The organism is Eubacterium sp. AF15-50 (genome assembly GCF_934835595.1).
Taxonomy (GTDB): Bacteria; Bacillota; Clostridia; order Lachnospirales; family Lachnospiraceae; genus Eubacterium_G; species Eubacterium_G segne.
This window is the reverse complement of record NZ_CAKVZL010000028.1, coordinates 1-22,755: the sequence shown is the minus strand read 5'-3', so window position 1 is coordinate 22,755 and position 22,755 is coordinate 1. Positions and strand designations below refer to the sequence as shown.

The window sequence follows — 22,755 nt, the reverse complement described above, 5'->3', positions numbered from 1 at the left end:
CCGTACCACCAAGCATGTTGCTCCACTGGTCATCTCCACCGAACTGTAAATTGCAGCCGTAATCCTGATACAATCTGTAAAAGTCATAACTCTGCATAATCATATAGTTAAATTCAAGGAAAGTAAGTCCTTTTTCCATTCTCTGCTTATAACATTCTGCAGTAAGCATTCTGTTTACGCTAAAATGTGCTCCAACATCTCTTAAAACATCAATGTAATTTAAGTCCAATAACCAGTCAGCGTTATTAACCATTAATGCTTTTCCGTCAGAAAAGTCTATAAATCTGCTCATCTGCTTTTTAAAGCATTCAATATTATGATCGATAGTCTCCTTAGTCATCATTTTACGCATATCTGTTTTTCCTGAAGGATCACCAATCATGGCTGTTCCGCCACCTAACAATGCTATAGGTTTGTTTCCTGCCATCTGAAGTCTCTTCATAAGGCAAAGAGCCATAAAATGTCCAACATGCAAACTATCTGCTGTAGGGTCAAAACCTATATAGAAAACAGCCTCTCCTTTATTAATTAAATCTTTAATTAATTCCTCGTCTGTCACCTGCGCAATAAGACCACGAGCCTTTAATTCTTCGTAAGTATTCATAATCGAACAAATTCCTTTCCTCTTTTTATTATTGCTCATAAACTCAATGTATAATTTTAGCATATGGAAATAATTATTTCAAGGAAATAACTCCCGTTAATCCCTATATTAACTAATAATTTCCTGATATTTGCGAGTTTTAGCACTGATTTTTTGTACTAAAGGCTATTATAAAGTAATAAATGCGTAGAAATCAATGTATTGGTGGGAGAAAAACTGCTTTAAAAGACATTACATTATGTTCTTTTGTAGTAGCGAACCCATTTATATGGACCTGTTCCTTTATAATACTTTTTTCTACTATTAATATAATAAAAAAACTTTACTTTAAAAAAATACGCTTTTCCATTTTTAAACTTTTTCACTGAGTGTTTAAATTCATAACTCTTTACTTTTTTCTTCCATGTGGACAATTTGATTATCCTTGAATTTGCAAATTTCAAATTAGGTGAATACATTACCTCAATACCATCTATTTTATTCCAATCCTTATTGTTAAAATATAATCTTACCTTCCCTTTAGCATTTTTAACATTGATTAATCGTACTTTTATTTTTCGCCATTTTAATGTAAGTTCTGTGTTTTCCCTGATAACAGTCACCTTATTTTTTCCCTTGTACCATCCACAAAAAACATATCCGTCATTTTTAAGAAAAGGATAGGATTTAATCATTTTCTCATAATTTTTAGGTAACACTAATTCTTTTTTATTTTTTTCTATAATCTCATATTTTTTACCATTATTATAAACTACAATTTTTATGTTTCTTTGTTTTATTTTTGCGGTCGTTGCTTCTTTGTCAGGCTTCAGGGGTTGTACAATAGTACATTGTGTTTCTGTTATAAGACCTGTTTCATCCACTGATATGTTTTCAGTTACATTAGATGTTATTTCTTCTGTTAAGTATGAGGTTATCTCCTCTGATAAATCTGACGTTGTTTCACCGGATGTACTTTCATTTTTACTTTCTGTTTCTTCCTGCGATACTGTTTCTGTATAATTAGATGTGGTTTCAATTTCACCACAGCTTTCTTCACTTTCATTTCTAATTGCACCAACGCAATTTCCGTTAATTATTGTCATTACAACCCACATGCTAAAAATAACCAAAGTTATCATACATTTTTTCTTCTTCATTTCCTCTTGTGCCTCACTTTTTATTTGTTATTTCTATTAACCATTACAATGGTTATAACTGTTAAAGCAATAAAAACTATTGCTCCTAATGCTAGTCCTCCAAATATCAATATCTGCTTTATGTAACTTTCTTTTATTATTGTAATTTTTCCACCTTTAGTTATATTTCCCGCCAAATCACTACAGGAAATCTTGGCATTTAAAGGATTTTTACCAATATCACCTTCAAAAACCGAATTTGTGGATGTTGATTCATCATCATTTTTCTTCAAGTCATAAAACTTATCACCTATCAAAATTTTCACGGAATTTTCGTCCATATTATCGTCACGTATTTTTAATTTGATTTTTCCACTGGAAGTACCTTCAAACATCACTATTTCCGGTGGTGTTTTATCAATGATAATCATCTTATTTAAGCTATTGCTTTCGTTAGTTCTTGCAATTAATGTTCCATTTTGTCCTGCAATAGAAGTTGAATTAATCTGTATGTTATAATTTCCTTCATTAAAGTTGTCTTTTTTTATAACATACCTATATTCGTACCTGTATTTTGGATTATCACTCTTGTCTAATTTTTTGAAAGTATACATATTAGAATCAAGAGTTTTAGTGGATATGCTATCTATTATCACGACGCTACTTTTACTTATCTCGTTCTTGTTATATTCATATATAACTATGTCATTTAAATCCTTTATGGGATTGTCGAACAAGTCTTCCTTTTCCGCTACATATAAAGACCCATCTCTATTTACCGTAAATGCCCCTGTTACCTTTCCTTTAGATATAACATAAGGGCGTTTTCCATCTGATTTTAAAGTATTTTTCTTTGGTGAATTTCCTGCATAGTCTGTAACATATATAGACAGCGTATAGTACCCATCATCCTTCAAATCATCAATTGAATATTCAATTCTGTTTCCGTCAACCGTCGATTTTAAATCGATTTTCGATTTTTTTTTTCCATCATCTGATAGTTTAAATAAACTTACTACATGTTTTCCTATTTTTGTTTCATCTGAAAGAATTATATTAAGTGGATATGGAACCTTCTCACCATTTTTCAAGCCTTTTCCGGTGCCGTTTTCAAATCCCTTAATAACTACTTTGGGACTTTTTTTATCAATAATAACAACACATGATTTAACTGTTTCCGACTTGTTTCCTGCCTTATCTGTGGACTGGACTTCTACAATATTTTTCCCTTCACCTAATTTAATATTGCCTCTATGGGTATTGCCACTTCCACTCCATGATACGGTAGCATTTTTTCCATTTATTTTTACAGTTGTTTTACCTGAATCAAAATTCTTTTCCTCAATAGTTACCGGTATTGAAACATCGTGATTAATGTATTTTGTTTTATTATCTGTAAATTTATTGTCAATTTTTATTTTCGGTTTTGTACCATCAATTATTAAAACTTTCCTAAGCGTTAATTTATCGTTTCCGGATTCCACTGTTATAGCTCCCTCATTATCCCCCGCAATATTTAGTTCAAAATATGCAATATGCGGAATGTAATTATCAGCTAATTTTTCTTTATTCTTTGAAATTATCTGTACAGGATATACTACCTTTTCTCCCCACTTAAGAAATATCTCATTTTCTGATATTATTTTCTTCTGACTTCTATACAAGACCTTTATTAAATATTTTTTCTCCGGAACCCTTATTTCCTCTACGCTATTATCAGGTAAAATATATGGCTTTATTTTACTATATACCTCTCCATCTATATTTACCTCCCTGTCTTTCCCACCTAAACCAACATATATCTTATTATCTGATTTTTTTATGTATGAAAACTCCTTATATATATTATAATAAGTTCCTTTATTGTAGATAATGTCTATTGCTAATGTATAACTACCTGACTGCTTCAAATTACATTTATACTTTAAAATAATTGTATTTTTGTTAATTCTATATTTTCTGATATTTGATATTTTTAAATTGTGAATTCGATTTTTTCTATCATAATAATAAAATTCAGCCACATCCACTTCTTCTAAGTTTGTTGCAGTCACTGTAATCCGCACATTTCTGTCTTCCTTATTTCTTGAATCAATTACCATTTTAGGTCTTGCTGCGCTTACCTGTGTAACATCTGAAAATACCAAGAGAAGTATACACACTACACCCAACTGCATAATTGTCTTTATAAATTTTTTAACATCTAAATGCATATTATTCCCTCCCCTTTAAATAAACTCTGATGTATTAATGTAAACAATATTTTTAACAAGTACAAAATTAGAATTAAATTTTGCATTTTTAGCCACTTCCATAGATGCTGATTTTTCCATTACTCTTCCTGTAAGCCCTGTTCTTCCCGACTTTCCTGTCTTATTTTTACCTGTCATTCCTGTTTTTCCAAGGCTTCCTGTGTCATTTAATCCACCTTCTAAAATATCCTGGCCATAATTTTTATGCTGATCGCTGCCACTTCTTTTTCTCATCTCTTCAACCTGTTTCTGTGTCAAAGTTCCATTCAGATCCTGAATAACTTCTTTAATACGAAGTTTGAAGAACAAAATAATACTTGTTATTAAAGAAATGGCTGCTAAAGTAAAAAATACATATGTTAATATTCTTAAAACGTCATTTATGTTCATATTATTTATCCTCCATTGTTTTCTTTGCTATCTGCTGATATATATTTGAGAAGTATGTCTCAGCCTTAACCCTTTTCTCATTAATGCTTTCTTCCGATGAACTATCTACGTTCTTCTTATTAGCATCATTTTTTAAATATCCATACGCATCTATACAATATTCCTCTATCTGATTTCGTACGTCATTATCTGATATAGTAGAATACTGTGTTCTTTGTTCATACACTATATCCCCTACTATAAGATACAGGTTAACTTTTCTCATATATGAATCTTCTTCGTCTATTGCCTTTACCATTTCATTCCAATACTTAACCAGATCTTCTTCTGTGATTGAACTTCCATTATCACTAAGCCCACTTGAAGATTTTTTAAATGCCTTAATTACCTTGCTTATTTCGCATATTCTGTTTTTAAACTGAACATTTTTCTTATCGTAATTATCTGTCACTTTTTTATATCTCAAAGCAGCTTCCTCATTACGACTTTTTATTACATTGTCATCCATTTTGCCTTCACTAAACATGTAATAATCCATATACAGATCCCCTGCTCTGAAATATATGTCATTTCTATACTCTTCGTCTAATTTTTCCACATCTGATTCATTAATAATTTTGTCAAGCTGATTAAACATTTCATTTTCAGTCTGATTATATTTCTCTTTTTCCTGTTCAGTTAATGTTCCATCATTCACCTTCTTTAAGCAATCACCTGACAAACTAAGAATATTTTCTTCAAACACGTCCAAATAGTTAGTAACCAACTCGTTTAATGATTTATTACCCGGTGCAATTCCGTATTTATCAATTGCTTCATATAATTTGTCAAGATTTCCACCATTTGATGACTCTGCACCATATACACGTATAGTGTCAGAAATGGTCTGATTCAATGTAGTTCTATATCCTATAAGTGTTCCTGTTCCTGCCAGCGCCATTATTAATGTAAATGCAGATGTCAAAATAAACTTATTAAGCTTTGACTTTTGTTTTTTCCTATATGGTTCTCCTAATTCATCTAAATGATTAAGTGCATATAACACTTCCATACATGACTGAAATCTTTCATCCGGGTTTAACTGAGTACACTTTTGAATAATATATTCTAATCCAACAGATAACTGTGGATTTACATCCCTGATTGGCAATATTTCATAAGGTGGCTCACAGGGATTTTTTCCCGTTACAAGATGATAAAGTGTTACTCCCAGTCCGTATACATCTGTTCTGGCATCTGTCTGTCCCATTCCTCCAAACTGTTCCGGTGCAGCATATCCCTTGGTTCCAAGACTTACAGTATCCGATGAATTCTGTTCCTTATATTCTCTTGCAATACCAAAATCGTATAATTTAATATTTCCATCAGGTTTAAGCATAACATTAGCCGGCTTCATATCACGATAAATAATAGGTGGCTTCCTTGTATGCAGATAATCTAAAACTTCTGCTAATTGGATTCCCCATTCAATAACAGCTGCCTCCGGCTGTGCACCTTTCTTTTTTAATATCTTGTCAAGAGGTTCACCTTCTATGTAATCCATAACAATATAAATTGTCTGTCCGTTTTCTATAATATCCACTATTCTCGGAAGATTTGGATGGTCTAACCTTTTCATGCGATTAGCCTCCGACAAAAGACTTTGAACTACTATCTGATTTTCACTGTTTGTTCCTTTTCTCTTAATTTCCTTTACTGCCCACTGTTTATTTAACCGGTTATCCATTGCCAGATATACAACGGACATACCTCCTCTTCCTACTTCCTTTAATATTTCATACTTTCCCTCAATTACCTCTCCTATTCTCGACATATTGCTCCTCCTAAATTACCTTTAACAACATTGCAGTAATGTTATCTTTTTCTTTTCTTCCTTTGTTCAATTCTACAAGGTCTACAAGACTCTTTTTCATAATTGCTTCATTTGTCATAAGATTAGAAGCTAACAGTCCATATATTTCACTATCTGTTATTTTGTGTCTGAATCCATCACTGCATAATAAATATTCATCCCCTACAGATACCTTTCCCTCTGTAAATTCAGGTACAACAACACTTGATGCCCCAATACACTGTAGTAAAACATTTTGTCTTGGGTCTTTTTTCCCTTCTTCCTGAGTAATAAGTCCCAATTTTATATCCCTTTGAACAACAGTCTGATCCTCCGTCAGCTGTTCTATAGTGTCACTTAGTTTATAAACTCTGCTATCTCCCACCTGAACGATCAGGAGATTATTTTCCACCACCAGAAGTGCCGTCAGCGTAGTTCCTAATTGCAAATGATTATTTTCACCATATTCATTAATAATTTCATTTTGTTCTTTTATAATGTTTTCCCAGTCTGTTTTTACTTTTTCATTTTCATAACCGGATTCAATAATTTTAGGCAAGGAATTTTCAAACCATTCTGACATGGTTCTTATTATTGTTGCACTTGCCAATTCACCCTTTTTCAGTCCTCCCATGCCATCACACACCACTAAAAAAGCCACCTGTCCTGATGGTGTATCAGCAATTTTCAAACATAAACTATCCTGATTTTGTTTTTTGAAAATTCCCACATCAGAATGTACTGCCGCCATAAATTTCATTTTTAATTCATTACTGCCTTCTGTTAATAATGACGTTTCATTAAATATGGAATCTTCTTTTTCATACAATAAAGTTGTTTCACAATCTTCCACATTTAAAACTTCCGTCTCACACATCTCGTTTTCTATTAGTAATGTGGTGTTTCGTTCTACGTTTTCATATTGTAAGTTGTTTTTCATTGTTTTCTCCTTTTTGTTTACATATTTTATGTGCATTAATATATTGTATGTAATAATATTATAAATATATTTACTTGTCAATAAGTAATCTGTAATTAATATGATACAGTCAAAAAAAGAGCCTATTACCCATTCCAGTAATAGACTCTTTTTTTATTTAGCTATTAATTTATTTACCTTTTACAATTATATTACCCCAGTCGAAATCAACTTTTGTATATCCCGGAGTTACAACATTTAAAATCTTTTCGTAAAGATAATTATATCCTGAATATGTAATCATTTTCTTTTGCTGATATAAAACATTTGCCACGGAATATATTGACATTGTCTTAATATCACCATAAACATACTTACCGTTATTTAACTTAGCATATGCTCTAACAGATATTTTACTGCTAAGCATTCCCGTACCGGAATTTCCATAAAGCATTGTCATGGTGTAACTTGTTGTGTTTACATCATCTGAAAGCTTAAACGGATTCTTACCTTCATCTGTAGCTTTAGCTACTGTTACATACTGGTTCTGACTTCCAACGACCATATCACTCTCTGATATTCTGTCTGTTAAACCATATATAAGTCCTACCTCTGATGCTTCCTTGTCATCATCCTTAATAGAATAAATTGTTCTAAATCCCTCAAGAGTTGAACTAATCTGGTATCCGTTAATTGACAACTTCATATTTGTTGAAACAGGAGCTTCTGTAGTTGGCTGCTGAGTTGGTGCCTCTGTTGTTTCTTCAACACCCTGACCTTCTCCATCTTCAATAATAATATTATCAAAGTATGAGCTGTAATTTCCTGCATTTCCGCCATATGCTAATGCAACACCTACAATGCTCTTTCCTACAAGACTATCACTGCCAAATGTAAATGAACAATCACTCCAGCTTCCTACATTTCCTTTGGTTGAAGATGAGCCCATTGAAACTCCATTTGAAGCAAATCCTCTTGCACTTACGTAACTTCCGTCATCTAACAATAAATCAACATATGTATTTCTGCCTCCGTTATTTACTGCATACATAGAATATGAAAGCTTCATTCCCTTTTTAATTTTAATGGCAGTTTCAGAAATCTGATAAATATATGATGAATTATTTCCATTTCCGTTACCACTAAATGCTGCTAAATAATCACCTGTCTTTGCTGTATTATTCTTTACTATAGATGCATTACCACTGGCATTGCTTGATGAAAGAACCTTATTGTTCTTAAAACATGGGTCAACCGGATAATTGCCATTATACTTGGAATCAACACATGTTACATATTTACTTTCAAAACTGTTTCTATAATAAATCGGTCCGTTAGAATGTGCCACAGGGACCTTGCTTACGGTACTTCTCTGACCTTTCATCATCTTAATAGCTTCATTTACCACTCTCAGCTGGAAGTCAGATGAAAGCCAGTATCCGTCACAGCTTGCAGTTACAAAGTACTGATTTGTTGGAATATCAAAATAATCACTTGCATTCTTTGCAATGGCAGTTCCTTCATCATATTCATCAAACATAGCCACATAGAATGCATCAAGACCTCTTTGCTTTAACTTATATGCCTGATTCCAGAATGTCTGACCTGCATTTCTTGCAATCATGTTAGGCTTTCCATTTTGCCATAATGTCCATGAAAATCCTGAGAACACAACAGGATAATAATCCATATTATTATTTTTACAATATGTAATATCCGGATCTAAGTAGTTAGCGTAAATTGAATCAACACTTCCTTCATCTGCTCCTAATGCACCAACATACCATGGTGAAATCATATCTGCCTGATTATAAATATCTATATACTGGCTCTGACTTCTCCATTCTCTTGGAACACCAATTATTACATAACAACCTCTGCTATGGAAGAATCTAATGATTTCTTCGTAGTCAGCACGTCTGCTAGGTCTTGTATTTTCAGCATTGCTGAATCCAAATCCCCATACACATACAACAGGCTTTCCGTCTACTGTAGCATATGCGTTAGAGTTTAACATTTCAAGAGACTGCTCAATATTGTACACCCAGTCAAACTTCATATCCTTAACATATGAACTAATTGAAGTTGTATCGCTTGAATCAGTAATCTGGCTGCCACCACTTATGTCATACATAACATACATAAGTCTGTTGTTAGCTTCAGCAGCATTCTGAATTTTCTTAAGCTGTGTTGCTTCCTGGGTAGCTGTAATTGTTCTACCTGTAAGACCACCAACGAAACGCTGTATTGCAGCTCCGTCTATTCCATACTGATTCATCCATTTAAAGTGAGTATCAATAACATCCTTTGTATTTGAATCAAATAACTTTGTTGACTTTCCGTTTCCTAAATTAGAAAAACCTGTTTGTGCCAATGAGCTTTCGGCATATTCAGTTACATCCGGGAAATAATCTATTGAAATCTTTCCCGGTCTTGGCCAGTTAGTTCCATCAGCATCTGCATCACCATATGCATAATGCTGCCATGAATTATACTGTCCACCGGTTCCAAACCATCCCTGATATCCTGCAAAGGATTTTCCTTTGAACTCTGAATTTGCAGTTCCCCCGGTTCTCTTTCCAAGAGGTTCTGCGTCAGGGTTTACTGACTGCTTAGTTAATTTAATGCTAGAGATGGTTGTACCTGAATTTCCTCTTCCCCAAATTCTAAAGTTGCATCCTCCGTTTTGTGCTTTTTTGAATGATGCATCATCTATACATATCGTTGTTGTAACCCATGTAAGTGAATTTGACTTATTTATGGTAGCCTGCTTATAATTACTGCCTGTTGCATTATACTGAACCTGGAAAAAGTCATTTCCTTCATCATAGTATGTAACCTCCACAAACAAATCATTATCACTTTGTGTTATTGCATTATTTTCAACCTTAAAATATGCATATTTATTGTTTGGTATAAGTCTTCCTGATTTACCTTCCTTTGAAACTTTATAGGTATAAGCTTCAGCACTTGTGTTTGAATCATCAACAAATGCCAAATTCTGACCTACATAATTTCCCGATGTAAAATCTCCTGATGCTGACACATCAGTTGCTTTAACTTCTGTAGTTACTAATGTCTGTGCCATTCCCGGCATAGTAAATAACATAGCTAAAGACAAAATAATCGAAAAAATTCTTCTCATATCTTTTTCCTCCATAATTTTTTAATAAGTTAAACGTTAAACCTCTTTATTTATTAATATTAACATTTATATATTTAATAGACAAGCATGTTTTAGGAAAAAGTCACAATTATTTTGTCATTTATACGTTTTTTACAGCACAATGCATATAACTCCCCTACTTTGGTCATTAGTAATCTTCTCAATTGTTCCCTGCATTCTTGACTGGGTTTCCTCTGTTAAATTATTTATTTTCGTCATTATTCCTTCATCTACAATCTGACCTATGGATTTTCCAAAAATATTTGTTTCCCAGATATTATCTTCGCTTTCTTTGTTATTAATAAAGTCAATTAAATCCTTTGCCTGCTCCTCACTCCCTATAATAGGAGATATTTCCGTTAAAATATTTGCTTTAACAAAATGTATCGAAGGCGCAGTTGCCTTGATTTTTACCCCATATTTATTGCCACTTCTGATAAGCTCCGGATTTTCAAGAACAATTTCTTCCTTATCCGGTGTGACAATGCCGTATCCGGTATTTCTCACTTTGCTTATTGCCTCATTGACCTTAATGTAATTGCTTCTCTGGGAAGCCATCTCCCTTACCATTTTTATAAGTTGGAGCTGATTCTCAATTTTGGTTCCTGTCATGTTTGTCAGCATATCGTAATAATATTTTTCATCTATATCATAATTAAATACCAGTTTTCCATTAGAAAGTTCAACTGAAGCCATTTGTGCCCCTTTAATATACTCTCCGTCAGGCTGAAGCTTTAACTTCTTAATATCCTTTATTTTAATAATTTTTGAAAGTACATCTTTAGAGAAATTCACAATATACTTCATAAGTTCATTTTCAAAATCCATAATTTCCAGCCATTTCGGTACATTGTAAACAATCTCCGTTATAGGAAATTCAAACAAAATATTTTCCAGTATGTTATTTACATCCATTTCATTCAATCTAAGGCAGTTTATGGCCAATGTGGACACGTTATATTTTGCTGCAATTTCTGCCGTTAAAGCCTGACATTCATTAGATGTAGGGTCTAAGGAATTTACCAAAATTATAAAAGGCTTATTTATACTCATTAATTCCTTTACCGTTTTATCCAAAGCCCTGTTATACGCCTCCGGCTCTATGTCGGTAAAGCTTCCGTCACACGTTATGACAACACCTATTGTTGAATGTTCTGAAATAACTTTTTCTGTCCCAATTTCAGCCGCCTTGGAAAAAGGAATATCGTAATCAAACCATGGTGTCTTTACCATCCGCTCTTTGTCATCTTCCATATGTCCCGTGGCTCCATCTACCATAAATCCCACACAATCAATAAGCCTTACCTTTACATCGGCTTTCCCACCGATTTTAATGGCAACAGCATTGTTAGGAATAAATTTAGGCTCTGTAGTCATAATTGTTTTTCCTGAAGACGACTGGGGAAGTTCATCCATTGTTCTTTTTACCTCATTATCATCTTCAATATTTGGAACAATTGCCACATCCATAAAATTCTTAATAAAAGTTGACTTTCCTGTTCTCACCGGCCCTACAACACCTATGTAAATCTCTCCATTTGTTCGTTTTTCTATGTCTTTATATACGTTAAAATCCATAAAAAATCCTCCTTGCATATATTAATACTAAAATATACGCAAAGAGGATTGTTTTTATTACATAAGAGGTGCTAAAAGTCTTAAAACTTTTCCACACGCCTTATATAATACCGGCCTGTTTCTGCACTCTATAAGAGATACCTTTTTAGAGTCCTTTAACATTTGCTGGTAATCTTCTTCAATATCTAAAATTGTCTTGTTTTTATAAATAAAACATCCGTTTTCAAAATGTAGAAACAAACTTCTGTAATCAAGATTTATAGTTCCTACTGTAGCCTTTTCATCATCACTGATAAACATTTTGGCGTGGGTAAATCCCGGAGTATACTCATATATTTCAACTCCCGCTTCAATTAACTCACTGTAATAGGTTCTTGCTAAGCAAAATGCATATGCCTTATCAGGTATTCCCGGCATTACAATTTTCACATCAACCCCACGCTTTGCAGCAAATTTAAGGGATGACATCATAACATTATCAATTACAAGGTATGGAGTTACAATATGTAAATATCTGTTTGCAGTATTTATTATGTGCAAATACACTGACTCTCCAACATGTTCCTTCCCAAATGGATCATCTCCATAGCCAATAACATAACCGTTATTTGGGAATTTATAAGGAATATCAATGTCTAAATATCTGTCAAAATTTCCTATGGTCTTTTCAGTTACATTCCACATTTGCAAAAACATAAGGGTAAAGCTTTTAGCAGCATCCCCTCTGAGCATAACTGCCGTATCCTTCCAGTAACCGAATCGTTCCACTATATTCATATATTCATCAGCTAAATTTATGCCCCCTGTAAATGCCACCTTGCCGTCAATAACCAAAACCTTACGGTGATCCCTATTATTTTGCTGGGTGGTAAAAAACGGTCTTGCCGGAGCAAAGGTTTTAGACTTAATGCCTTTTCTTCTTAACTTCTTAAAATATCCTACAGGAAGCTTTGTAAGGGAACATAACCCATCATACATTACACGGACTTCAACCCCCTGCTGTACTTTCTTTTCAAGGACTCTTAAAATGGAATTCCAAACTCTTCCTTCCTCAATAATAAAGTACTCCATAAATATAAAATTCTGTGCTTCCTCTAACTGCTCAATTAATGCCTTATACTTGGCTTCACCACAGTTAAAATATGTAACTTCCGTATTTCTATATACCGGGCATCCTGTGTTGTCGTATACATATTTAGCAATCATGGACACCTGTTTATCCTGAATCTGCAAATCATTGTATATATTCTGGTCAGGAATTAAATATCTGTCTGACCTTACGTCAATATGTTCAAGTTTTTTCTTAAGCAAAATTGACCCCGGCTGTAGCATAAAATAAAGATACATCAATATCCCAAATGCCGGAACAATCATAATGAATATAACCCAGATAAGCTTCATGGTAGGGTCTGATTTATCATTTACAATATATATAACTACAAGAATCTGTAAAATTGTAATGCAATAGGACATTCCTTTACTTAAAGAAGCATTGTATGCCAAAGCCATAAACACTCCTACCTGCAATGCCACCATAAGACCGAATATGAAAATACGGCTAAAGAGAAATGCCGCAAGTCCTTTTTTTCCTTTGTGCTCAGGTTTATTTATTTTCCTATGTTCCATAAAACCTCCATAGTTATAATTGTTATAAATTCAGGTTAAATAAATATGATTTAAGTATCATAAGACTTATTCATCCCACTGCAAATCCCTATATTCGTTTGTCTGCTCTCTTTCCATTAATTCCCACATTCCGTCAATAGCAGTTTTTCCCTCAAACAAAACCTGATTAACCGCCTCAATAATAGGAACGCTGACATTATATTTTCTTGCAAGCTCTAATGCCGCCTTAGCTGATACAGCACCCTCTACTACCATTTTTACTTCTTTTACAGCCTCATCAAGGGTATAGCCTTTACCAATAAGCACACCGGCTCTTCTGTTTCTTGAATGTTTACTGTTACATGTAACAATTAAATCCCCGATTCCTGAAAGTCCGTAAAAAGTCTTGGCATTACCCCCCATTTCAACGCCTAATTGGGTGATTTCCTTTATTCCACGGGTAATAAGGGCAGCTTCCGTATTATCTCCAAAACCCAAACCATCAATAATTCCCGCAGCTAAAGCTATAACGTTTTTAAGGGAACCGCCTAATTCTATGCTTTTTCTGTCAGGGCTTATATAGGTTCTAAAAACCTTATTGGCAAACAGATTCTGAACTTTCAAGGCAACTTTGAATTTTTTAGCCCCAACAACCACTACTGTAGGTATGTTTCTTGCCACTTCCTCTGCGTGACTTGGCCCTGATAAAACCACAGCCTCTACTCCCGGAATTTCCTGTTCAATAATTTCCGTCATTGTGTCAAAGGTTTCATTTTCTATACCCTTTGCCACATCAACAACTATCTGACCTTCATCTACATAGGGTTTTAACAGTTTTGAAGTGCTTCTTACATAGGAGGATGCCACTGCCATAACAATCATTTCCTTGTCCTTTGCAGCCTCTTCCATGCTGTTTGTAATATGAATTGCTTCGGGAATCTTAATTCCCGGAAGGCATATTTTATTTTCCCTGTCATTTGTAAGCTCGTCTACTTCTTTTTGAAGAAATGACCACAAAGTAACATCATTTCCATTTTCATATAAAACCTTTGCTAAAGCGATAGCCCATCCGCCACCGCCAAGTACTGCAACTTTAGCCATTGCTTTCCTCCTTTTTATGACCGATTTTTCTCTCAGTTCCATTTAAAAGACGCTTAATATTTTCTTTATGTCTTATAAAAGAAAGAGCAGTCATAATGAAAACTAAAATATAAGCTTCTATTTTATCATTGCTATGGAGGTTATGTACCATTCCCAACTGTCCCCATACAATCATTTCAATAAAAAATCCCGTCATCATGCAAAGAGAACTAAATGATACATATTTTGTGAGATAAAGGGCTATAAAGAATGTCAAAAAGCCCATTATAACAAACTTCCAGTCAAAAAATGATATTGCAAAAATCACTCCTGATGATGCCGCTATTCCCTTTCCCCCTTTAAAATTCATATAAAAAGGAAAATTGTGTCCCAGAACTACTCCAAGTCCCGTATATAAAGCAATAACCATCATACTGTCACTACATACTTTTCCAAACATAAATGATGTAAGGATAATGGCAAAAACAGCCTTTAGGGCATCCCCAAAATATGTTATAAATCCATATTTTTTACCTAAAGTTCTCATGGTATTGGTAGTTCCTGAATTACCACTGCCATAATCCCTTATATCTATATTATGCATTTTCCCAATGATAAATCCCGTCTGAAACAAACCGAAAACATATCCTATTATAATACAAAGTGCCTTTTGTAAAACCATTACTTTTCCTTCCTTTCCCTGATAATAAATCTAAGAGGAGTTCCCTTAAATCCAAATGCTTCACGAATCTTATTTTCAATATATCTTGTGTAAGAAAAGTGCATTAATTCTTTGTCATTTACAAAAATAACAAATGTAGGTGGTTTTACCGCAACCTGAGTAATATAAAACAGTTTTAATCTCTTACCCTTATCTGATGGTGGTTGCTGCATAGCAACTGCCTCTGCCATAATTTCATTAAGTATTCCTGTTTCAACTCTCATTGAATGATTTTCAATTACAAAATCAATCATGTCAAAAAGTTTGTATAATCTCTGTCCTGTTAAAGCTGAAATAAACATAATTTCCGCATATGGCATAAAAGATAAAATTTGTCTTACTTTATTACTATATTCATAAACCGTTTTGTCATTCTTTTCTATGGCGTCCCATTTATTTACTGCAATAATGACACCTTTACCGTTTTCATGGGCAATACCTGCTATTTTAGCATCCTGCTCCGTTACTCCTTCAATGGCATCAATTACAATAACCACCACATCGGCACGTTCCACTGCAGTAACGGTTCTTATAATACTGTATTTTTCAATTTCTTCCTTTACCTTTGATTTTCTTCTAAGTCCTGCCGTATCTATAAATACATATTCCCTTCCGTTCCATTTAACGTCTGTATCAATGGCATCTCTTGTAGTTCCTGCAATATTAGAAACAATTACCCTGCTTTCTCCTGTAAGTTTGTTGATAATAGAGGACTTTCCTACATTTGGTTTTCCCACTATGGCAATTCGAGGTCTGTCATCATCCTCTGCCTCTAGCTTAAGAGATGCAAAATGCTCAGTAACCTTATCTAACATATCACCAAGTCCGCTTCTCTGGGCTGCTGAAATTGCTATAGGCTCCCCGATTCCCAAGTTATAAAACTCAAAAACATCTGCCATCATTTTATTGTAATTATCCACTTTATTTACTACAAGAATAACCGGTTTTCTGCTTCTTCTAAGCATATCTGCCACTTTTGCATCAGCATCAATAAGTCCCTGTTTTACATCTGTCATAAAAATTATAACATCTGCAGTATCTATGGCAATCTGCGCCTGTTCTCTCATTTGTGACAATATAATATCACTGCTGTCCGGCTCAATTCCTCCTGTATCAATTAATGTAAACTGGTGGTTAAGCCAGTCAATATCTGCATATATTCTATCTCTTGTTACTCCCGGAGTATCCTTTACTATTGAAATCATCTGACCTGCTAATGCATTAAATAATGTAGATTTTCCTACATTTGGTCTTCCAACTATAGCTACTATAGGTTTATTCATATATACACCTCTCTGTTTATCATTTATCTATACTTAAAAATGCAGCAAGATTTCCTCTTCTGCCTTGTGTTGCCCTGTGGGAAAACATCATTTCCATGTTGTGACATGTACAAATATCCGGCATATGTATGTTTTCTTCGTATACACCACATTCCTTAAATATTATATAATTACATTCCCACAAATCCAACTGATATTTACCATTACCTTTATTAATTAAAATATCTTTTTTCCTACCCTTAAAAGCAGCTTCAAATTCAGTTGCCACATCTTCACTTACTTCGTAGCAGTCTCTGCATATTGAAGGTCCGATGCAGGCTATTACATCCTTAGGATTGGTTCCGTAAGTTTCTTTCATTAAATCCAAAGTAACCTTTCCTATTTTTCCTACAGTTCCTCTCCATCCTGAATGACTAAGTCCTATGGCTTTATTTTTAGTATCTACCATATACAAAGGAACACAGTCTGCAAAATATGTTGCCAATACAATTCCCTTTCCATTGGTTATCATTCCATCTACATCATCATAATCCCGTTCCCTGTAAATACCTTTGCCACAATCTTTTTTTGACACTATTTTTACATTTGTTGTGTGAGTTTGCTTACTTGCCACGATATTTTCAGGATTAAATCCAATGGCATTTGCAATAATTTCATGGTTCTTTACAACATTTTCCGGCAAATCATTTCTTCCAAAGCCTAAATTCATGGTAGAAAGAACTCCCTCGCTTACCCCTCCAAGTCTGGTTGAAAATCCGTTTTTAAGCCACTTAATATCAGCAAGAGCCCTGTAAGATATATAAGGAACATTATCTTTAAAGTTAATCCTTGTACTATTTCTGTTTTCTTTATTTAAAATAACTATATTTTTCATTTATACCTCATCTATTAAAATGAATTAAAACTGTTAAAAATATACTCAATATTATCACCCTGAATACTTATTACATCAAAACTGCACTGGGTGTCTGAATATACCGGATTACAGGTAATAAACCACATTGCCGAATTATATATTTTATTCATTTTTGTCTTATTTACTGCCTCTTTTGCATATCCGTATTCAGTATTTTTTCTGTATTTTACCTCAATAAACCGCAATATATCCTCTTTTATGGCTATAATATCAATCTCACCCTTAGGGCATCTGAAATTTTTAACAATAACCGTAAAGCCATTATTTTTAAGATATTCTACTGCCTTTTCCTCATACAGACTGCCAATATTACGTTTGTTCATGTATCCCCTTTATGTTATATAAAATTATGTATAAATGACCTTCTGTGAATTGGACATGGACCATATTTCTTCAGGGCTTCTATATGCTTTGCAGAGCCATATCCCTTATTAGATGCGAAATCATATTCCGGATATATTTTGTCATATTCCACCATCATTGCATCCCTTGTAACCTTTGCAATAATACTTGCAGCCCCTATGGAAATGCTTTTGGCATCTCCTTTTATAATAGGAACCTGTTTAATATTAACCAAAGGGATATTTACTGCATCATTTAACAAAATATCAGGCTGCACATTTAAAGTTGCAATGGCTTTTCTCATAGCCTCATATGTTGCCTGCAAAATGTTTACTTTATCTATATACTGAGGGCTTACCAAAGCCGTTTTGGCACTTACTGCCTTTTCCATTATTATCTGAAATAATTCCTCTCTTTTGGATGCCGTAAGCTTTTTGGAATCATTAATATACAAAATATCACAATCCTTTGGCAATATAACCGCTCCGGCAACTACCGGACCCGCAAGAGGACCTCTTCCCACCTCATCAATTCCACAAATATAATTATAATCACTATACTTATTTTCAAAAAATTTCAGATTTTCGGTTCTGGCAACTTCCTTATTATAAGCCTCTATTTCTTTTTCTGCCTTAAGTACCAGCTTTTTAACACCGCTTCTTTCATCAGTATTATAATGCTTTATAAATTCACTTAGGGCTGTTACATCTGTGTTTTTAAGTATCTCTTTTATCTCGTTAATACTTTGCATTTTATTCCTCTAATTCAAGCAGTCAATAGTTATTCTGCCTAACTTTCCACTTCTAAAATCATCCATAATCATAGATGATGTTTTATCAAGATCAGGTTTGTTACCTTTTAACTTGCATCCTCTGACTTCCGCTACCTGATACATTACCTGTAAAGGGTCTTCATCTCCCACTATACCATATCTGTTAAGAAATGCCTCCGGATATGTTTTTGAGACTTCCTTGATAAGCTGATAAGCCAGTTCTGCCATATCAAGATTATTATCATTCATTGAACCGATAAAAGCAAGGTGCAATCCAATTTTCTGGTCATCAAACTTAGGCCACAACACTCCCGGTGTGTCTAACAGTTCTAAGTTCTTACCAAGCCTAATCCACTGCTTTCCCTTGGTTACTCCCGGCTTGTTTCCTGTTTTGGCACAATTTTTACCTGCATATGCATTAATAAATGTAGATTTTCCCACATTAGGTATTCCAACTACCATAGCCCTTACAGGTCTGTTTTTTATACCTTTTCTTTTATCCCGTTCTATTTTTTCTTTACATACAGTTAAAACCGCATTGTTTATATCTTTAATTCCCTGTTTATTTTTTGAATTAATTTTTAAGGCAATAATTCCCTTATCCTTGAAATACTGTATCCATTTATTGTTCTGTGCTTCATCAGCTAAATCTGATTTGTTAAGCAAAACAAGTCTTGCCTTATTTTTTCCCAAATTATCTATGTCAGGATTTCTACTGCTAATGGGAATTCTTGCATCTAATAATTCTATAACTAAATCTATAAGTTTTATATCTTCTTTCATCTGGCGCATAGCCTTAGTCATATGCCCCGGATACCACTGATAATCCATTACAATCTCCCTGTTTTAAATGACGAAAAAAGGAACGAGTAAAACCCGCTCCTTTTGAAAGTAGTCATTATTATTTAACTAATTCTTTAACCTTAGCAGCTTTACCAACTCTGCTTCTGATGTAGTTAAGTTTAGCTCTTCTAACTTTACCTCTTCTAACAACTTCGATGTTAGCGATTGATGGTGAGTAAAGTGGCCATGTTCTTTCAACACCGATACCATTTGAGTTCTTTCTTACAGTAAATGTTGCTCTGTTGCTTCCACCCTGTTTCTTAATAACAAGACCTTCAAAAACCTGAATTCTTTCACGGTTTCCTTCCACGATCTTAGCGTGAACCTTAATAGTATCACCTACGTTAAAATCTGTAACTTCCTTAATCTGAGCTGCTTCAATTTCTTTGATTAATTCCTGCATAATATCCTCCTCATTTATTCCGATGTTCTTAATACCAGACCGGTAACAGAGGACCATCTTTTATTACTTTTATACAGCATTTGTTATCTTAACATAACTTGTCTTTTTTTGCAAGTATTATTTTTCCATGGTTCTTATGAATTTGAGGTCTTCCTTATCCAGTTTAGCCTTTTCCATTAAGTCCGGCCTTCTTTCCATTGTTCTTAGAATGGATTGATTTCTTCTCCACCTGTCAACCTTTCCATGGTCTCCTGACAAAAGAATAGGCGGAACATCCTTTTCCATAAACCTTGCCGGCCTTGTATACTGAGGATACTCCAACAGATTATCATTAAAAGATTCAAATTCCGCTGAAACTTCATTGTTAAGCACTCCGGGAACTAATCTTGATATGGCATCAATCATAACCATAGACGGAAGCTCCCCTCCCGTAAGTACATAATCTCCAATGGACACGTTATCTGTAACTATCATCTCCAGCACCCGCTCATCAATTCCTTCATAATGACCGCATAGAAAAACAATATCCTTTTCCTTTGCGAATTCTTCAGCCATACCCTGGTTAAAAACCTTTCCCTGAGGTGTCATGTAAAGAACTCTTGGAGCGTAGCCAATTTTTTCCACCACAGACTCGTAGCTTCTATATACAGGCCCCGGCTGCATAACCATTCCGGCACCGCCACCATATGGATAATCGTCTACCTGACCATATTTATTTCCTGCAAAATCTCTTATGTTAATTGCATTTACGCTAATAAGATTATTCTGAATTGCCCTTCCGGTAATACTTGTATTTACCCCCTGTTCAATCATTTCAGGAAACAATGTCAAAACGTGAAAATTCATTAATCTAATAATCCTTTCATTATATGAACTTTTATAACCTTGTTTTCAATATTTTTTTCCAACACACACTCATCTATGGCCGGAAGCAACACTTCTTTTCCTTCATGGGTTTTGACAACATATACGTCGTTTGCCCCTGTTTGCATTACATCCACTAACTCTCCGAAATCTTCCCCTTCATCAGTAATGATTTTACATCCTACCATATCTGCTATAAAATATTCCCCTTCTTCAAGAGGTACTGCATTTTCCCTTGTTACAAGTAAATCCATTCCTTTATAGGGAATAACCTGGTCTACGTTGTCAAATTGTTTAAAACGCAAAATAACCATGTTTTTAAAATATTTTACCCCTGTAACCTGTAATTCCATATATCCTTTTTTTGTATCTAAAACTACATCCTTTAAGTAGTCAAATCTTCTTACGTCATCTGTTGTAGGATAAACTTTTACTTCACCATGAACACCATGGGTAGATGTTATAACTCCAACTCTTAAATATTTTTCCATCTTTTCCTCGCCTTGATATAATGCATGTATTTTTTTAAAATCACCTATAGAAATAACAAGGCTGGAAATAATCTCCAGCCTTGTTGCACTTGCATTAAAGTAATACTTTATTCTGCTATTTCTACTTTAACTTTCTTGTCATATTTAGAAGATGCAGCCTTTACTACTGAACGAATAGCCTTTGCAATTCTTCCCTGCTTTCCAATTACCTTGCCCATATCATCTGAAGCAACATGTAACTGTATAACAATTTCCCTTTCATTTTCTGTCTGGGTTACTACAACTTCATCAGGAGAGTCAACAAGTGCTTTTGCAATTGTTTCTACCAATTCTTTCATGAATCTGCCCTCCGATTAATTATTTTTCAATTCCGGCCTGCTTTAAAAGCTTTCCAACTGTTTCTGTTGGCTGTGCTCCGTTAGCTAACCATTTCTTTGCAGCTTCTTCATTTACAGTAACTAAGCTTGGTTCCTGATTTGGATCATATGTTCCGATTTCTTCAACGAATCTTCCATCTCTAGGTGATCTTGAATCAGCAACAACTATTCTGTAAACAGGATTTCTCTTCTTTCCCATTCTCTTTAATCTAATTTTTACTGCCATTTTTTTACCTCCATAAATTTTATCTGATAATTAGTCAATTATATCTAAAAGCCAAAAGGCATTTTAAATCCACCTCGTTTTTTCCTGCCCCCCATCATTCCAGGCATATTCTTCATCATTTTTCTTGCCTGTTCAAACTGCTTAACCAGTTTGTTTACTTCACTAATGTCTACACCTGCTCCATTGGCAATACGTCTTTTTCTTGACGGATTAATCAGGTCAGGATTTCCTCTTTCTTCTTTAGTCATTGAAAAAATAATAGCTTCTATTTTTTCCAACTGTTTCTCATCAGGAAGCATGTCATCCTTAATCTGACCGCCTACCCCGGGAATCATATTAATAAGTGATGACAAACCACCCATGTTCTTAATCTGTCCCATATATTCAAGATAATCATCAAATGTAAACTGTGCCTTTCTAAGCCTTTGTTCCATTTCTTTTGCCTTATCCTGATCTATAGCCTGTTCAGCCTTTTCAATAAGTGATAACACATCACCCATACCAAGGATTCTTGAAGCCATTCTGTCGGGATGAAACTGTTCTAAATCTGAAAGTTTCTCTCCCATACCTATATAAAGAATCGGCTTTCCGGTAACTGCCTTAATTGATAATGCCGCACCACCTCTTGTATCACCGTCTAACTTAGTAACGATAATACCGTCAATACCGATTTTTTCATTAAACTCCTTAGCTACATTTACAGCATCCTGTCCTGTCATGGCATCTACAACTAATACAGTCTGTGTAATATCAATATTGTCTCTTATTTCCACAAGTTCATTCATCATGTCCTCATCAACATGTAAACGTCCTGCCGTATCTAAAATAACTACATTATTGCCATTCTTTTTGGCATGTTCAATACTTGCCTTTGCAATATTAAGAGGCTTTTGTTTGTCTCCCATGGCAAATACAGGAACCTGCTGTTTCTCACCGTTAATTTTTAACTGGTCAATAGCTGCAGGACGGTAAAC

The 22,755-nt window shown here is 34.2% G+C and carries 22 protein-coding genes; all 22 read right to left on the bottom strand.

Annotated elements, in window-relative coordinates; genetic code table 11:
- On the bottom strand, positions 1–604 hold a 604-nt coding region (gene tyrS, locus Q5O73_RS05090), incomplete at its 3' end, for a tyrosine--tRNA ligase (protein WP_302669175.1).
- Positions 605–840: 236 nt separating this feature from the next.
- Complete coding sequence (locus Q5O73_RS05085; protein ID WP_302669174.1) at positions 841–1,743, bottom strand: hypothetical protein; 903 nt, start codon at positions 1,741–1,743, stop codon at positions 841–843.
- A gap of 20 nt (positions 1,744–1,763) precedes the next feature.
- Positions 1,764–3,935 carry a hypothetical protein gene (locus tag Q5O73_RS05080; RefSeq protein ID WP_302669173.1) on the bottom strand — a complete coding sequence of 724 codons (2,172 nt, stop codon included), beginning with the start codon at positions 3,933–3,935 and terminating at the stop codon, positions 1,764–1,766.
- A 15-nt stretch (positions 3,936–3,950) separates the two neighbouring features.
- Positions 3,951–4,364 (bottom strand): hypothetical protein, encoded by a 414-nt coding sequence (locus tag Q5O73_RS05075; protein ID WP_021953090.1) that lies wholly within the window; start codon positions 4,362–4,364, stop codon positions 3,951–3,953.
- Position 4,365: 1 nt separating this feature from the next.
- Entirely contained in the window at positions 4,366–6,177 is a 1,812-nt protein-coding gene (locus Q5O73_RS05070) for a serine/threonine-protein kinase (RefSeq protein ID WP_302669172.1), read from the bottom strand.
- A gap of 10 nt (positions 6,178–6,187) precedes the next feature.
- Positions 6,188–7,135 (bottom strand): PP2C family serine/threonine-protein phosphatase, encoded by a 948-nt coding sequence (locus Q5O73_RS05065; protein WP_302624254.1) that lies wholly within the window; start codon positions 7,133–7,135, stop codon positions 6,188–6,190.
- A gap of 169 nt (positions 7,136–7,304) precedes the next feature.
- Positions 7,305–10,259, bottom strand: coding sequence for a glycoside hydrolase family 71/99-like protein (locus tag Q5O73_RS05060; RefSeq protein WP_302669171.1), 2,955 nt, complete (start codon positions 10,257–10,259; stop codon positions 7,305–7,307).
- Between the two features lie 132 nt (positions 10,260–10,391).
- Positions 10,392–11,858, bottom strand: a complete 1,467-nt coding sequence (gene spoIVA / locus Q5O73_RS05055) for a stage IV sporulation protein A (RefSeq protein WP_118588636.1) — start codon at positions 11,856–11,858, stop codon at positions 10,392–10,394.
- A gap of 57 nt (positions 11,859–11,915) precedes the next feature.
- Entirely contained in the window at positions 11,916–13,484 is a 1,569-nt protein-coding gene (cls, locus tag Q5O73_RS05050; protein ID WP_302669170.1) for a cardiolipin synthase, read from the bottom strand.
- A 66-nt stretch (positions 13,485–13,550) separates the two neighbouring features.
- Positions 13,551–14,564, bottom strand: a complete 1,014-nt coding sequence (locus Q5O73_RS05045; protein WP_021953096.1) for an NAD(P)H-dependent glycerol-3-phosphate dehydrogenase — start codon at positions 14,562–14,564, stop codon at positions 13,551–13,553.
- Positions 14,557–15,225: a glycerol-3-phosphate 1-O-acyltransferase PlsY gene (plsY, locus tag Q5O73_RS05040; protein WP_021953097.1), complete on the bottom strand. Its 669-nt coding sequence runs from the start codon at positions 15,223–15,225 to the stop codon at positions 14,557–14,559. The genes Q5O73_RS05045 and plsY overlap by 8 nt, the downstream gene beginning before the upstream one ends.
- Positions 15,225–16,547 carry a ribosome biogenesis GTPase Der gene (gene der, locus Q5O73_RS05035; protein ID WP_118588637.1) on the bottom strand — a complete coding sequence of 441 codons (1,323 nt, stop codon included), beginning with the start codon at positions 16,545–16,547 and terminating at the stop codon, positions 15,225–15,227. The genes plsY and der overlap by 1 nt, the downstream gene beginning before the upstream one ends.
- A 19-nt stretch (positions 16,548–16,566) precedes the next feature.
- Complete coding sequence (gene pgeF, locus Q5O73_RS05030; protein WP_302669169.1) at positions 16,567–17,421, bottom strand: peptidoglycan editing factor PgeF; 855 nt, start codon at positions 17,419–17,421, stop codon at positions 16,567–16,569.
- 14 nt (positions 17,422–17,435) lie between these two features.
- Positions 17,436–17,786: a YraN family protein gene (locus tag Q5O73_RS05025; RefSeq protein WP_021953100.1), complete on the bottom strand. Its 351-nt coding sequence runs from the start codon at positions 17,784–17,786 to the stop codon at positions 17,436–17,438.
- Between the two features lie 14 nt (positions 17,787–17,800).
- Positions 17,801–18,556 carry a ribonuclease HII gene (locus Q5O73_RS05020; protein WP_118588639.1) on the bottom strand — a complete coding sequence of 252 codons (756 nt, stop codon included), beginning with the start codon at positions 18,554–18,556 and terminating at the stop codon, positions 17,801–17,803.
- A 9-nt stretch (positions 18,557–18,565) separates the two neighbouring features.
- Positions 18,566–19,408 carry a ribosome biogenesis GTPase YlqF gene (gene ylqF / locus Q5O73_RS05015; RefSeq protein ID WP_021953102.1) on the bottom strand — a complete coding sequence of 281 codons (843 nt, stop codon included), beginning with the start codon at positions 19,406–19,408 and terminating at the stop codon, positions 18,566–18,568.
- Positions 19,409–19,478: 70 nt separating this feature from the next.
- Positions 19,479–19,823: a 50S ribosomal protein L19 gene (gene rplS / locus Q5O73_RS05010; RefSeq protein ID WP_021953103.1), complete on the bottom strand. Its 345-nt coding sequence runs from the start codon at positions 19,821–19,823 to the stop codon at positions 19,479–19,481.
- Between the two features lie 117 nt (positions 19,824–19,940).
- Positions 19,941–20,669, bottom strand: coding sequence for a tRNA (guanosine(37)-N1)-methyltransferase TrmD (trmD, locus tag Q5O73_RS05005; RefSeq protein ID WP_302669168.1), 729 nt, complete (start codon positions 20,667–20,669; stop codon positions 19,941–19,943).
- Positions 20,669–21,178: a ribosome maturation factor RimM gene (gene rimM / locus Q5O73_RS05000; RefSeq protein ID WP_021953105.1), complete on the bottom strand. Its 510-nt coding sequence runs from the start codon at positions 21,176–21,178 to the stop codon at positions 20,669–20,671. The genes trmD and rimM overlap by 1 nt, the downstream gene beginning before the upstream one ends.
- A gap of 107 nt (positions 21,179–21,285) precedes the next feature.
- Positions 21,286–21,516: a KH domain-containing protein gene (locus Q5O73_RS04995; RefSeq protein WP_021953106.1), complete on the bottom strand. Its 231-nt coding sequence runs from the start codon at positions 21,514–21,516 to the stop codon at positions 21,286–21,288.
- A gap of 19 nt (positions 21,517–21,535) precedes the next feature.
- On the bottom strand, positions 21,536–21,781 hold the full coding sequence (gene rpsP / locus Q5O73_RS04990) for a 30S ribosomal protein S16 (RefSeq protein ID WP_021953107.1): 246 nt from the start codon (positions 21,779–21,781) through the stop codon (positions 21,536–21,538).
- A 44-nt stretch (positions 21,782–21,825) separates the two neighbouring features.
- The coding region (locus tag Q5O73_RS04985; RefSeq protein ID WP_302669167.1) for a signal recognition particle protein at positions 21,826–22,755 on the bottom strand (930 nt) is incomplete at its 5' end.

Bases quoted from the DNA above. Each gene is read 5' to 3' on its own strand.
- Q5O73_RS05085 (WP_302669174.1), bottom strand. From the start codon at position 1,743: ATGAAGAAGAAAAAATGTATGATAACTTTGGTTATTTTTAGCATGTGG.
- Q5O73_RS05080 (WP_302669173.1), bottom strand. From the start codon at position 3,935: ATGCATTTAGATGTTAAAAAATTTATAAAGACAATTATGCAGTTGGGT.
- Q5O73_RS05075 (WP_021953090.1), bottom strand. From the start codon at position 4,364: ATGAACATAAATGACGTTTTAAGAATATTAACATATGTATTTTTTACT.
- Q5O73_RS05070 (WP_302669172.1), bottom strand. From the start codon at position 6,177: ATGTCGAGAATAGGAGAGGTAATTGAGGGAAAGTATGAAATATTAAAG.
- Q5O73_RS05065 (WP_302624254.1), bottom strand. From the start codon at position 7,135: ATGAAAAACAACTTACAATATGAAAACGTAGAACGAAACACCACATTA.
- Q5O73_RS05060 (WP_302669171.1), bottom strand. From the start codon at position 10,259: ATGAGAAGAATTTTTTCGATTATTTTGTCTTTAGCTATGTTATTTACT.
- spoIVA (WP_118588636.1), bottom strand. From the start codon at position 11,858: ATGGATTTTAACGTATATAAAGACATAGAAAAACGAACAAATGGAGAG.
- cls (WP_302669170.1), bottom strand. From the start codon at position 13,484: ATGGAACATAGGAAAATAAATAAACCTGAGCACAAAGGAAAAAAAGGA.
- Q5O73_RS05045 (WP_021953096.1), bottom strand. From the start codon at position 14,564: ATGGCTAAAGTTGCAGTACTTGGCGGTGGCGGATGGGCTATCGCTTTA.
- plsY (WP_021953097.1), bottom strand. From the start codon at position 15,225: ATGGTTTTACAAAAGGCACTTTGTATTATAATAGGATATGTTTTCGGT.
- der (WP_118588637.1), bottom strand. From the start codon at position 16,547: ATGAATAAACCTATAGTAGCTATAGTTGGAAGACCAAATGTAGGAAAA.
- pgeF (WP_302669169.1), bottom strand. From the start codon at position 17,421: ATGAAAAATATAGTTATTTTAAATAAAGAAAACAGAAATAGTACAAGG.
- Q5O73_RS05025 (WP_021953100.1), bottom strand. From the start codon at position 17,786: ATGAACAAACGTAATATTGGCAGTCTGTATGAGGAAAAGGCAGTAGAA.
- Q5O73_RS05020 (WP_118588639.1), bottom strand. From the start codon at position 18,556: ATGCAAAGTATTAACGAGATAAAAGAGATACTTAAAAACACAGATGTA.
- ylqF (WP_021953102.1), bottom strand. From the start codon at position 19,408: ATGGATTATCAGTGGTATCCGGGGCATATGACTAAGGCTATGCGCCAG.
- rplS (WP_021953103.1), bottom strand. From the start codon at position 19,823: ATGCAGGAATTAATCAAAGAAATTGAAGCAGCTCAGATTAAGGAAGTT.
- trmD (WP_302669168.1), bottom strand. From the start codon at position 20,669: ATGAATTTTCACGTTTTGACATTGTTTCCTGAAATGATTGAACAGGGG.
- rimM (WP_021953105.1), bottom strand. From the start codon at position 21,178: ATGGAAAAATATTTAAGAGTTGGAGTTATAACATCTACCCATGGTGTT.
- Q5O73_RS04995 (WP_021953106.1), bottom strand. From the start codon at position 21,516: ATGAAAGAATTGGTAGAAACAATTGCAAAAGCACTTGTTGACTCTCCT.
- rpsP (WP_021953107.1), bottom strand. From the start codon at position 21,781: ATGGCAGTAAAAATTAGATTAAAGAGAATGGGAAAGAAGAGAAATCCT.